The 12,239-nt window shown below is 73.6% G+C and carries 10 protein-coding genes and 1 pseudogene; 2 read left to right on the top strand and 9 right to left on the bottom strand.

Annotated features, from left to right (window positions below; translation table 11 throughout):
* The 6 genes and pseudogenes from ABD353_RS23510 to ABD353_RS23485 form a co-directional block, all read right to left on the bottom strand.
* Positions 1 to 214, bottom strand: a pseudogene (locus ABD353_RS23510) (hypothetical protein); the annotation flags it as partial.
* Between the two features lie 263 nt (positions 215 to 477).
* The gene (locus tag ABD353_RS23505) at positions 478 to 762 is read right to left on the bottom strand and encodes an antibiotic biosynthesis monooxygenase family protein (RefSeq protein ID WP_344625636.1); all 285 of its coding nucleotides are present in this window, start codon (positions 760 to 762) and stop codon (positions 478 to 480) included.
* Between the two features lie 142 nt (positions 763 to 904).
* Positions 905 to 1,648 carry a class I SAM-dependent methyltransferase gene (locus ABD353_RS23500; RefSeq protein ID WP_344625635.1) on the bottom strand — a complete coding sequence of 248 codons (744 nt, stop codon included), beginning with the start codon at positions 1,646 to 1,648 and terminating at the stop codon, positions 905 to 907.
* A 160-nt stretch (positions 1,649 to 1,808) separates the two neighbouring features.
* On the bottom strand, positions 1,809 to 2,312 hold the full coding sequence (locus ABD353_RS23495) for a VOC family protein (protein ID WP_344625634.1): 504 nt from the start codon (positions 2,310 to 2,312) through the stop codon (positions 1,809 to 1,811).
* A 198-nt stretch (positions 2,313 to 2,510) separates the two neighbouring features.
* On the bottom strand, positions 2,511 to 5,738 hold the full coding sequence (gene icmF, locus ABD353_RS23490; RefSeq protein ID WP_344625633.1) for a fused isobutyryl-CoA mutase/GTPase IcmF: 3,228 nt from the start codon (positions 5,736 to 5,738) through the stop codon (positions 2,511 to 2,513).
* Positions 5,739 to 5,908: 170 nt separating this feature from the next.
* A complete protein-coding gene (locus ABD353_RS23485) occupies positions 5,909 to 7,291 on the bottom strand; it encodes an MFS transporter (protein ID WP_344625632.1) in 1,383 nt (460 codons plus the stop codon).
* Positions 7,292 to 7,539: 248 nt separating this feature from the next.
* Between ABD353_RS23485 and ABD353_RS23480 the strand changes: the two genes are divergently transcribed.
* Positions 7,540 to 8,355 carry an NRDE family protein gene (locus ABD353_RS23480; protein WP_344625631.1) on the top strand — a complete coding sequence of 272 codons (816 nt, stop codon included), beginning with the start codon at positions 7,540 to 7,542 and terminating at the stop codon, positions 8,353 to 8,355.
* Positions 8,356 to 8,399: 44 nt separating this feature from the next.
* Here ABD353_RS23480 and ABD353_RS23475 read toward each other — a convergent pair whose 3' ends face one another.
* Positions 8,400 to 9,968: a serine hydrolase domain-containing protein gene (locus tag ABD353_RS23475; RefSeq protein ID WP_344625630.1), complete on the bottom strand. Its 1,569-nt coding sequence runs from the start codon at positions 9,966 to 9,968 to the stop codon at positions 8,400 to 8,402.
* A 254-nt stretch (positions 9,969 to 10,222) separates the two neighbouring features.
* Here ABD353_RS23475 and ABD353_RS23470 point away from each other — a divergent pair, with 254 nt between their 5' ends.
* Positions 10,223 to 10,855: a hypothetical protein gene (locus ABD353_RS23470; RefSeq protein WP_344625647.1), complete on the top strand. Its 633-nt coding sequence runs from the start codon at positions 10,223 to 10,225 to the stop codon at positions 10,853 to 10,855.
* Between the two features lie 39 nt (positions 10,856 to 10,894).
* Here ABD353_RS23470 and ABD353_RS23465 read toward each other — a convergent pair whose 3' ends face one another.
* Positions 10,895 to 11,680 (bottom strand): EamA family transporter, encoded by a 786-nt coding sequence (locus tag ABD353_RS23465; protein ID WP_344625646.1) that lies wholly within the window; start codon positions 11,678 to 11,680, stop codon positions 10,895 to 10,897.
* 291 nt (positions 11,681 to 11,971) lie between these two features.
* Positions 11,972 to 12,193 carry a translation initiation factor IF-1 gene (gene infA, locus ABD353_RS23460; RefSeq protein ID WP_344625629.1) on the bottom strand — a complete coding sequence of 74 codons (222 nt, stop codon included), beginning with the start codon at positions 12,191 to 12,193 and terminating at the stop codon, positions 11,972 to 11,974.
* Positions 12,194 to 12,239 lie beyond the last annotated feature (46 nt).

Genomic DNA, 12,239 nt, shown 5'->3' with positions numbered 1-12,239 from the left:
CCCCCCCGCCCGGGGCGGCCGGCCCCCCCCCCCCCCCGCCGGCCCCGCCGCGGACGGCGCCGGCGATGTTGTAGACGCCGAAACCGCCGACCGCCAGCATGGTCCCGCAGACGACCGCGACACCGATCCGGACCGCACGCCGCCGCCCGGGCGCCGCCGCCCCCTCCGACCCGTACTCGGCGTCCTCGTACTCGGCGTCCTCGTACTCGATCATCCCCGCCCCCTCGTGAAAATCATGGCGGTGGAGATCATCCGCTCCCGAACGGCCGGGGCGCAATGAGTATCCGTACTCAGAGAGCACCGCGAGGGGCGGGGGGAATTGCGCAATTCGGATGCGGGCCACCAAACGGACCAGCGGTGAGCCGGATCCGTCAGGAGCACCCTCCCGGGCACTGCGCAGTTCTCCCCCGGCCTTCGGCCGGGAGGTACCCCCACGCGCCCCTGAATCGACCCCCCGAGCGCCCTTGAAGGCAGTTCCTAGCCGGCGGCGACGACCTGACCGGCCGTCACCAGGGGCGGGTTCGGGAGCAGGGAGGCGAGGTGGTCGCGGACGAAGTCGGCGGCCCTGGCGACCGACTCCTCGGCTCCGGCTTGGTCCTCGTACACGCTGGTCGAGATCATCACGCCGTTCCCGGCGTCGACCCAGTAGTAGGCGACGAAGCCCGGGACCTGGCGCAGGAGGGGGACGAATCCCTCCGCCACGCGGCGTCCCGCCTCGGCAGGGTCCGTCACGCCTTCGTACCGCCGCACTGCTGCGTACACGTCGTTCTCCTTGCCGCGTCCCTCGGGTGTGCTGTCCCGGGACGGCATACCCCCGCCGGGCCTCCCGCGGTCGCGGGAGGCCCGGAAGGCACCCGGACGGGCTCATCGTCCGCGGCGTCCGCGGGGCCGGCCCGGGCCCGGGTCAGGCGCGGCAGCGCAGCATCTCCAGCGGCGGCCGGTCGAGGAGGTCCGTCCAGAAGTCCTGGCCGTGGGCGCGGAGGCCGGCCTCGGACACCTGGATCGGCACCCACTCGAGTGCGGTGAATCCGGCCGCCCGCAGGGAGCCCTCGTAGACCTCGCGGCGCGGGGCGGTGGTCACGATGGTGATCGGCTGCGGTTCGAGGAGGGCGGTGACCCGTACCCGCGGCCCGGTCTCGGTCTCCTCGCCGGCCGGTTCGCAGCGGAAGCCGTACTCCGCGAGGGAGGCGCAGTCGAACCGGTAGTCGGGCTTCTGGACGAGCAGGAAGAACTCGCCGCCCGGGACGAGGCTGCGGTGGATGTTGCGGCACATCCGCTCCATCGCCGCGGCGGATTCGGCGTAGTTGAGGCACTGCACCGCCAGCGCGATGTCGAACTGCCGGTCGAAGGACCGGAGTTCCGCGACGTCTCCGACCTCGTACCGCACGTCGAGCGGGTCGCGGCGCTCGATGTCCCGCGCGGCGGCGACCATCTCGACGGAGATGTCGACGCCGAGCACCTCCGCGGCCCCGCGCCGCTTGAACTCCCGGCTGTAGAAGCCGGTGCCGCAGGCCAGGTCGAGCACGGACCTGCCCTTCACCTCGCCCACCATGCCGAGGAAGCTCGGTACCTCCCCGTAGCGCATCAGCGGCAGGGACTTGAACCCCTCGAACGCCTCGCCGATCCCGTCGTACTGCTGCACAGCCATGTGCTGCCCCCTCCTGCACGTCGTCCTGCGCCCTGCCCCGCCGGCCCTCCGGGATCGGGGGCCTGCGGGGCTCCGGGCCGTGGCAGAGAGTCTCCTCCGCACCCGTCCGACCGCCGTACTGGCAGATGGCACAAAGAAGTCGGCGCGGCGGCCGGGGTGTCTACTCGGCCGGTCCAGTGGCGCCGCCGGCCACGAGGGCGTCCTCCAGCGCCTGGATGTCGATCTTCTGCATCTGCAGCATCGCGCGCATCGCCCGCTGGGACCTGTCCGGGTCGGGGTCCGCGAGCAGTTCCGTCAGCCGGCGGGGGGTGATCTGCCAGGAGAGGCCGTAACGGTCCTTCAGCCAGCCGCAGTCGCTCTCCTGTCCGCCGCCCGCGGTGAGGGCGTCCCACAGGCGGTCGACCTCCGCCTGGTCGTCGCAGTTCACCTGGAGCGAGATCGCCTCGGTGAACGGAAAGATCGGGCCGCCGTTGAGGGCGAGGTAGCGCTGCCCGGCGAGTTCGAAGGACACGGTCATCACCGAGCCCGCCGCACCCGGTCCCGCCTCGCCGTAGCGCTGCACGCCGACGATCCGGGAGTCCGGGAACAGCGAGGTGTAGAACTGCGCCGCCTCCTCGGCCTGGTGGTCGAACCACAGGAACGTCGTGATCTTCTGCTCCGGCACTGCGTCCTCCCGTTGTTCCGGTCCCGCACGACGGTAGGCCGCGGGGCCCGCCCGCGCACCGGGGCCACGCCGTGCCGCGCACGGATCACCCGTCGGCGCGGGGATCGCGCGGCCGCCGTGGCTGCCCGGCGGAACAGGCCGGGCCCCGGCCCGCCACCTGCGTGGCGGTCCGGGGCCCGGTGGTGGTGTCCGTTCGGGTCAGACGTTGCGGCGGTACTGGCCGCCGACCTCGAAGAAGGCCTCGGTGACCTGCTGCAGGGAGCAGACCCGGGCGGCGTCCATGAGGACCTCGAAGACGTTCTCGCCGCTGATGGCGGCCGTCTTCAGCCGGGCGATCGCCTCGGCGGCCTCCGCTCCGTGCCCGCGCTGGAAGCCGCGGACGCGCTCCAGCTGGGACTCCTTCTCGGCGGTGGTGGCACGGGCGAGCTCCAGCTGCTGGGGCTCGCCGTCGCCGCCCGGGCGGCGGAAGGTGTTGACGCCGATGATGGGCAGGCTGCCGTCGTGCTTGCGCTGCTCGTACAGCATCGACTCGTCCTGGATGCGGCCGCGCTGGTAGCCGGTCTCCATGGCGCCGAGCACGCCGCCGCGCTCGTTGATCCGGTCGAACTCGGCGAGCACGGCCTGCTCGACCAGGTCGGTGAGCTGGTCGATGACGAACGAGCCCTGCAGCGGGTTCTCGTTCATGGCGAGGCCCCACTCGCGGTTGATGATGAGCTGGATGGCCAGTGCCCGGCGCACCGACTCCTCGGAGGGGGTGGTGACGGCCTCGTCGTAGGCGTTGGTGTGCAGCGAGTTGGCGTTGTCGTAGATGGCGATCAGCGCCTGCAGGGTGGTGCGGATGTCGTTGAAGTCCATCTCCTGGGCGTGCAGCGAGCGGCCCGAGGTCTGCACGTGGTACTTCAGCTTCTGGGAGCGCTCGTTGCCGCCGTACTTGTGCTTCATCGCCACGGCCCAGATCCGCCGGGCGACCCGGCCGAGGACGGAGTACTCCGGGTCCATGCCGTTGGAGAAGAAGAACGACAGGTTGGGCGCGAAGTCGTCGATGTGCATGCCGCGCGCCAGGTACGCCTCGACGTAGGTGAACCCGTTGGCGAGGGTGAAGGCCAGCTGGCTGATCGGGTTCGCGCCGGCTTCGGCGATGTGGTAGCCGGAGATGGAGACGGAGTAGAAGTTGCGGACCCTGTTGGCGATGAACCACTCCTGGATGTCGGCCATCATCCGCAGCGAGAACTCGGTGGAGAACAGGCAGGTGTTCTGGCCCTGGTCCTCCTTGAGGATGTCCGCCTGCACGGTGCCGCGGACGTTCGCCAGCGCGTGCGCCCGCAGGCCGGCCGCCTCCTCGGGCGACGGGTCTCGGCCCTCGGCGGCGCGGAAGGCCTCGGTCTGCTGGTCGATCACGGTGTTGAGGAAGAACGCCAGGACGGTGGGCGCCGGGCCGTTGATGGTCATCGACACCGAGGTGGTGGGCGCGGCGAGGTCGAAGCCGTCGTAGAGCGCCTTCATGTCCTCCAGGGTGGCGACGGAGACGCCGGAGGTGCCGACCTTGCCGTAGATGTCGGGGCGCTCGTCGGGGTCCCGGCCGTAGAGGGTGACCGAGTCGAAGGCGGTGGACAGCCGGGTGGCGGGCTGGCCCTCGGAGAGCAGCTTGAACCGGCGGTTGGTGCGGAACGGGTCGCCCTCGCCGGCGAACATGCGGGCCGGGTCCTCGCCGTCCCGCTTGAACGGGAAGACGCCGGCGGTGAACGGGAAGAGTCCGGGCAGGTTCTCGCGGCGCCAGAAGCCGACCAGTTCGCCGTGGTCGGTGAAGCCGGGCAGGGCGACGCGCGGGATCCGGTTGCCGGAGAGGGACTCGCGGGTCAGCTTGGTGCGGATCTCCTTGTCCCGGACGACGACGACCTGCTCGTCGCCGGAGTAGGAGGCGACCACGGCGGGCCAGTTGTCGATCTGCTCGCTGACCTCGTGCGGGAGCTGCTTGCGGGCGGTCGAGAGCAGTGCCTCGACGTTCGCGGCGTCGTGGCCGGCGTCGGCGAGCTGGCCGCGGACGGCGTCCAGGCGCTGCACGGACCGGGCGGCCTCGGTGATCCGCTCGGTCTCGGCGTGGTAGCCGCGGACGGTCTCGGTGATCTCGGCGAGGTAGCGCACCCGCTCGGCGGGGACGACCTGGCGGATGCCGGAGGAGTGGCGGACGGAGACCTCGGGCAGGGCGCCGTCGGTGACCGGCAGGCCGTGCTCGGCGAGGGCGGTCCGCAGGCTCTGGTAGAGCGCAGTGACCCCGTCGTCGTTGAAGGTGGCCGCGGAGGTGCCGAAGACCGGCATGTCCTCGGGCTTGGTGCCGAACGCCTCGCGGTTGCGGACGAGCTGGCGGCCGAGGCCGCGCAGGGCGGCCTTGGCGCCGCGGCGCTCGAACTTGTTGATGGCGACGACGTCGGCGAAGTCGAGCATGTCGATCTTCTCGAGCTGGGAGGCGGCGCCGAACTCGGGCGTCATCACGTACAGCGAGGTGTCGACGAAGGGCACGATGGCCGCGTCGCCCTGGCCGATGCCGGGCGTCTCGACGATCACCAGGTCGAAGCCGGCGGCCTTGACGACGGCGAGGACGTCGGAGAGGTGCTCGGGCAGCTCGTGGCTGCCGCGGGTGGCGAGGCTGCGGAAGAAGACCCGGTTCCCGTCGAGGGAGTTCATCCGGATCCGGTCGCCGAGCAGCGCGCCGCCGCCGCGGCGGCGGGTCGGGTCGACCGCGATGACGGCGATCCGCAGCTTGTCCTGCTGGTCGACGCGGAACCGGCGGACCAGCTCGTCGGTGAGCGAGGACTTGCCGGAGCCGCCGGTGCCGGTGATGCCGAGGACCGGGGTCACCCTGGTCGCCGCGGCGGCGCGCACCCGCTCCGTGAAGTCGGCGGGCAGCTTGCCCAGCTCCGCGCCGGTGATGCTGCGGGCGATCGCGAACCGGTCGCCGGCGAGCAGGGCGTCCAGGTCGGCGGCCCGGCCGTCCCACAGGTCGAAGTCGCAGTCCTCGACGACCGAGTTGACCATGCCGGCCAGGCCCATCCGCTGGCCGTCCTCGGGCGAGAAGATGGTGACGCCGCTGCTGCGCAGCCGGTCGATCTCCTCGGGCACGATCACGCCGCCGCCACCGCCGACCACGCGGATGTGCTCGGCGCCGGCCTCGCGCAGCCGCTCGACGAGGTACTCGAAGTACTCCACGTGTCCGCCCTGGTAGGACGAGACGGCCACGCCGTGGGCGTCCTCCTCGAGGGCCGCGTCGACGACCTCCTGGACGGACCGGTTGTGTCCGAGGTGGATGACCTCGGCGCCCTGGGACTGGAAGATCCGCCGCATGATGTTGATCGACGCGTCGTGCCCGTCGAACAGTGCCGACGCGGTGACCAGTCGGACGGGGTGCACGGGACGGTGCAGATCGCTCATGGAGGACCCTCATGTCGGTTCGGCGGAGACTGCTCACCAAATATAGTAGGACGTCCTAGCATTTTTGTGAGGAGCGATGTGACCAGACGCACATGTCGCCCGGACGGCGGACAGCGGAAGAGTGGTGTACGAGGCCGTTTTCGACCCCCGGCCACCGGCGTCCGCCGCCCTCAGGACGCCGGGACCCCGGCCGGGGGGACGGGCGCGCCCTCGGCCCCGCCGGGCAGCGGCACCACCGGCGACGCCTGAGCGGCGCCCTGCACCCGTGCGGCCCCGGGCGCCCGGGCGGCCCGCGAGGCCAGCCGGCGCAGGCCCGCGCGGCGCTGGACCGCGCCGAGGCCGGTCGCCGCCGCGCCCAGGGCGATCCAGCCGAGCGGGCCGCCGGCCGTCACCACGCCGGTGAGCAGCAGCGGCCCCACCGACTTCTGCACCGACTGGGCCATCCCGGCGACCCCCAGGTAGGAGGCCCGGGCCCGCGGCGGCGCCAGGCTCACCGCCAGTTCCCAGGAGCTCACCGAGCGCAGCAGCTCCGCCAGGGTGACCAGGCCGGCGGCCGCCAGCAGTGCCGCCGAGGCCCACCCCGGGCCGCCGCCGGTCGACGCCGCCAGCAGCAGACAGCAGGCCAGCAGCGCCGCCCCGTACCAGCGCAGCGCCTTGAGCGCCCCGTGCGGCCCCTCGGCCCAGGCGGAGACCCGTAGCTGGAGCAGCACCACCAGGACGGTGTTGACCACCAGGAAGGCGGGGACGAGGGCGTGCGGCGCCTCGGTGCGGTGCACCAGCCAGAGCGGCAGGCCCACGTTGAGCACCGAGTCGTCGAGGTTCAGCGGGATGTCGAGCAGGACGAACAGCAGGTAGCCGCGGTCCCGCCAGGGGCCGGGTGCGGCGGACCCGTCCGCGGGCCCCGCTCCCCCGCCGTCCGCGTGCCGGGCCACGACCGACCCGTGGCCGGCCGGCTCCCGGGTGCGCAGGACGAGGGTGGCGGCCAGGACGAAGGAGAGGGCGTTGGCGAGGATCAGCGCCCGGTACGCGGCGGGCGTGCCCACGGCCAGTCCGAGGGCCGCGATGCCCGCGCCGAGCGCGTAGCCGGCGTTGGCGGTGCTGCGGAAGAGCGCCTGGTAGACGCCTCGGCGTTCGCCCGCGACCCGGGTGGCGAAGAGCATCTCCAGCGTCTTGGCGGCCCGCTCGCCGAGGCAGGTGAGGGCCACCACGGCCAGCAGCACGGCGTAGTCGTGCACGACCAGCAGCAGGCCCGTGGTGCCGAGCCGCAGCAGGTGGCAGGCGGTCAGCAGGCCCCGGACGGTGAACCGTTCGGCCGCCCGGCCGGCGAGCGGCGATCCGGCGATCCCGGCGACCGCTCCGACGCCGAGGAGCAGGCCGAGCTGCCCGGCGTCGAGGCCGCGGACGAAGGTGAAGAAGAGCACGGCCGCGGCCGACCACACGCCGGTGCCGGTCCGGTCGACGAACTGGGCGAGCAGCATCGTCCGGCCGTCCCGGCCGCCCGGTGGCTGCCGCAGCTGTGCGACCAGTCCGCCGGTGTTCCGCTTCCGCCGCATGGGCGATCCCCCCGCTCGTCTCCTCCGACATAAATCTCGACATCAAGATACTTCATGTCGAGATTTCTTGGAAGATCGGGGACCGCCCCCGCCTCCGGATCGGTCGCGCAGGCACCGCGGGCGGCCGGCGGCGGCCGGACGACGCGTCAAGTCCCTTCGGCGGCACGCGGGGACGGCCCGCCCGCCCGGTCCACCGGCCGCCGTGCGAGGATCACGGGAGAGGAACGGCCCGGGTGAGGGGATGCGCCGTGTGCACCGTGTTCGTCAGTTTCGATCCGGGCTCGCCGGTTCCGGTCGTCGTCCTCGCCGCACGGGACGAGTACGCCGACCGCGCCTGGCTGCCGCCCGCCCGGCACTGGCCGGACCGGCCCCGGCTGCTCGGTGGCCTGGACCTGCTGGCCGGCGGCACCTGGCTGGCGGTCGACCCGGGCGGTGACGGCCGTACCCCGCGGCTCGCCTGCATCCTGAACGGCTTCGGCCTCCCCGCCGACCCGGCGAACCGGCTCTCGCGCGGCGAACTGCCACTACTGGCCGCGGACGGCGCCGACCTCGCCGACCGCGACTGGGCGCGCTACGACCCGTTCCACCTGATCACCGCCGGGCCGGACGCGGTCTCCATGCTGGGGTGGAGCGGCGCCGAGCTCACCCGCACCTCGCTGGGGCCGGGCCTGCACGCCGTGATCAACGACGGCATGGAGGGGCTCGCCTCGCACCGCACCTCCTCGCAGAGCGCCTCCCGGATGATGGCCGCCCGGCTGGCGCACTTCCGGCCCCGGCTCGCCGCCGTCCACCGGCCCGAACCGCCCACCGGGCCCGCCGGCGGGGCTGACGCCCCGACCGCCGCGGTGTGGGGCGACTGGCCGGCCATCGCCGACGGCGACGGGCTGGACCGCACCGACCCGGCCGCCCTCGTCCAGCACCGCGACTTCGGCGCCGGACGGGTCTGGGCCACCACCTCGCTCGCCCTGGTCGGCCTCGGCCGCAGCGGGGTCCGCTACGACTTCAACCCGGCCCCGGGCAACGCCGCCTGGTACCCGGTCGACACCCGCCCGATCCCCGGCTGAGTCCACACGTCACGTGGCGCCCCGGCCCGGCGCCGGGCCGCCGCTCAGGGCAGCCCGACGGTGCGGCGGACGGTCTCGAATCCGACCACCTCGATGAGCGGGGTGCCGTCGGCGTCCCGGGTCAGACGGACCTCGTTCCCGACCAGCAGGCCGGTGGTCACCACGTAGGTCCCGTCGGGCAGGACACCCAGCGGCAGGGTCCGCGGGCCGAGGTGGAGCGACAGGTCGAGGCCCTGCCGGGTGAGGCGGTAGCCGCCCTCGTAGTGCCCCAGGAACGCCGCGGTCGCCCCCGGGTCCGTCGGCGCGGTGCGGCTCCCGAGGTCGCGCAGGCCCTGGAGGGCGGCCAGGTACGCGGCGTGCGCCTTCTCCGGGACGCCCCGGTTGAGGCCGAACCGCTCGCTCAGCAGCAGGTTGAGGACGTACAGGTAGAAGTACGGTCCGGTCGGGGTCGGGTTCATCGCGTTGAGCACGACCAGCCCGAGGTCGCGCTCCGGCAGGAAGCCGATGTACGAGGTGAAGCCGTCGATGCCGCCGTTGTGCCAGACCAGCGACGTGCCGTCGCGGAACCGGTTGCGGATCCAGCCCATGCCGTAGCCGGAGGCGGTGACGTCCGGGTCGAACTCCGGCGAGACGGGGACGGGGATGTGCGGCTTCCAGCACTCGGCGAGGTTCTGCGCCGACACCACGCGGCGGCCGTCCACGGAGACGCCGCGGCGCAGCTGCAGACGGACGTAGGCCGCCATGTCGTCGAGCGAGGCGAGGGTGCCGCCGGCCGGGGCGTAGCTGCCGACCGGCCCGTAGGCGAGCGGACGGTTGGCGCCGGTGAGGTCGGGGACGGTGCCGCGCATGAAGTCGGTGACCAGCCCGCGGGGGTCGTCGGCGATCCGGGCGCCGGCCATGCCGGCGGGCCCGTAGACCCGGTCCCGCATCTCGGTGGCGAAGGTGCCGGTCAGGGCGTCGCCGGTCACGCCGGAGGCGAGCAGCGGGAGGTAGCCGCCGACCGAGTAGACGGTGTTGTTGTAGAGGTAGGCGGTGTTCGGGCGGGCCGCCACCGGCAGGGTGGCCAGGGAGGTGAGCAGCTGAGGGGCCGTCGGGTCGCCCTCGTGGAGGCCGGACAGGGCCGGTGGTTCGTCGATCCCGGTGGCCATGCCCAGCAGGTCGCGGACCTTCAGGGAGTGCGTCAGCCGGTCGGTGGGGGCCCGGAACCCCGGCCAGGCGTCGATCGCCCGCTGGTCCCAGGCGAGTTGCCGACGGTCGACGTAGGTCGCGGCGAGCAGCGAGGTCATCGACTTGGTCGTCGAGGCGACCAGGAACCGGGTCGCCGGGGTCACCGGCGCCCGGCTCTCCAGGTCGCGCACCCCGAGCGGCAGGCTCAGCAGCACGCCGTCCCCGTCGACCACGGCCACCGCCGCGCCGACCAGGCCCATGGCGGTGAACTCCTCCCGCACCCGGGCGGCGAAGGCGTCCCAGCCGCCGTCCCGGCCGGCCGCCGGCGCCGCGGACGGCGAACGGGCGCCGAGCCCCACCGCGACACCGCCCGCGACCAGTCCCCGGAGGACGGCCCGGCGTGTCGGACGGGTCGGTGTGAGTGCGTTCGCGGCGGCGAGCTCCAAGGTCTTCCTCTCCCTGCTGCGGGTGGGAGCGGGCGCCGGGCCGTTCCCGGCGCCGCGGCCGTACGACGCAGCCGACGTCCCGTCACGTCCCGGGCCCGCCCGGCCAAGCTAGCCACCGGCCCGCGGCCGCACCCCGGACACTCCGTCCCCGCGGAGCGAACGTCACCCGATCAGGGGTCGGCAGCCGGGTGCCGCAGCGCGGAATCCGGAGGCGCCGCCGGGCCGGACGCGGCAGACTCCGGCGGGTGATCGTGATGCGTCCCGTCGTGGAAATCGTCCCGCCGGAGGGCTTCGGCCTGTGGCCGGTCGTCGAGACCGAGCAGTTCGCCCTGCTGCCCCTGCACGGCGGCCTCACCCCGGCCGAGGTCGGCACGGTGATGATGGGCCTCGCCGAGTACCTGCGCGACGACGACCTCCCGCCCCGGCCGGACGATCCCGTCGGCCACTTCCTGCACGGGCTGCTGACGGCGGACGAGGGCCTCTGCGCCTCCGGCGGCCTGCAGGTCACCGACACCTCGACGGGCGTCGTCTTCCGGCCCGGCTGCTGCGACGGCCTGGAGGACTGGCGCGAGTGGCACCGCGTCACCGAGGCGGGCGAACCCCTCTGGTACGGCCACGAGCCGGTGACTCCGGCGGCCCTGCCGCACGGTGACACCGTCCGGCTCGTGGTGGACACCCTGCGCAGCGACTCCGAGGTGATCGAGGTGTCCGTCGACGAGCTCCGCCGCCTGCTCGCCGGTGCCGAACGCGACCTGGCGGCGTTCCTGGTCCTGGCGGCCGGCTGGGCGTCCGTCCACGTGCCGGCGTACGCGGCGGGCGTGGTCGACGCCCTCGCCCGGCTGGTCGACCTGCCCGCCCCGGAGCACCCGGTCCCCGACTTCGGCTGAGCCCGGTCCCCACCGGGTGGGGCCGGTGTCGTCGCGGCGTCAGCCGTGTCCGAGCCTGAGCACCACGATCCCGGCCAGCACGGCCGCGCCGGCCGCCAGCCGGGAGCGGCCGAGCGGCTCCCGCAGGACGAACGCGCCGATCAGGGCGGCGATCAGGATGCTGGTCTCACGCAGCGCGGCGATCGTGGCGAGGTCGCCGGCGGTCTGCGCCCACACCACCAGGCCGTACGCCGCGAGTGACATCACGCCGCCGGCCAGGCCCTGCCAGGGCCGGCGGCGCATCGCGGTGAGCAGCGGCCGGCCGCGGACGGCCAGCGCGACGAGCAGCATCACCGCGCCCTGGGCGAGGAACATCCAGGCCAGGTACCCCGCGGTGCCGCCGGCCCGCCGGACTCCGGTGCCGTCCACCACGGTGTAGGCGGCGATCAGCACGCCCGTCCCCAGGGCGGCGCCGAGGGCGGGCAGCTGGGCGCGGCCGGGCAGTCCGCCGGCGAGGGCGAGTCCGGCCAGGCCGAGCGAGATGACCAGGACCCCGGCGGCCTGCCCGGCGGGCAGCGACCGGCCGAGCACGGTGACCGTCAGCAGTGCGACGACGAGCGGCGAGGTGCCTCGGGCGATCGGGTACATCTGCCCGAAGTCGCCGAGCCGGTAGGCCTGGAGCAGGAGCAGCTGGTACCCGACCTGGAGCACGGTGGAGGCCGCGACGAACGGCCAGGCGGCCGGGTCCGGCAGCGGGACGAGGCAGGCGAGCGCGGCGCCGCAGGCCAGGGTGGCGGTGTTCATCAGGGCGAACCCGGCCAGCCGGTCGCCGCTGCGGTGCGCCATGGCGTTCCAGAGGGCGTGCAGCACGGCGGCGGCGAGGACGACGAACGGAACCGCTTCCCGCGTCACACGGACCCCTTCCGGTCGGGAGCGGGCCCTGCCCGACCCGAAGATGTATAGCCAACTTCGCATCATCCAACAGGCCCGGCCGGCGGGCCGTCAACCGCCGCCCCCGCGCCCGCCCGCCGGCCCCGGTCCGCGCCGGCCGGCCCGCCGTCCCCGGCAAGGCGAACGGCCCTGCCGAACCGGGTGGTTCGGCAGGGCCGTTCACAGGGTGTCACCGTCGCGGGGCGGTCAGCGGTAGCGGTAGCGGATGCGGCCGCGGGTGAGGTCGTAGGGGCTGAGCTCCACGAGCACCCGGTCCTCCGGGAGGATCTTGATGTAGTTCTTGCGGATCTTCCCGCTGATGTGGGCGAGCACCTTGTGCCCGTTGGCCAACTGCACGGTGAAGGTGGCGTTGCGCAGGCACTCGACGACGGTGCCCTCCACCTCGATGCCCCCTGCTGCTTTGGTCATGGTTCCTCGATTTCTCCGGTGATGGTGGTGGTTGTGTGGGCGACGT

The organism is Kitasatospora arboriphila (assembly GCF_039528095.1).
Lineage (GTDB): Bacteria > Actinomycetota > Actinomycetes > Streptomycetales > Streptomycetaceae > Kitasatospora > Kitasatospora arboriphila.
The sequence above is the reverse complement of the archived record's forward strand: the minus strand, read 5'-3'. Positions and strand labels throughout refer to the sequence as shown.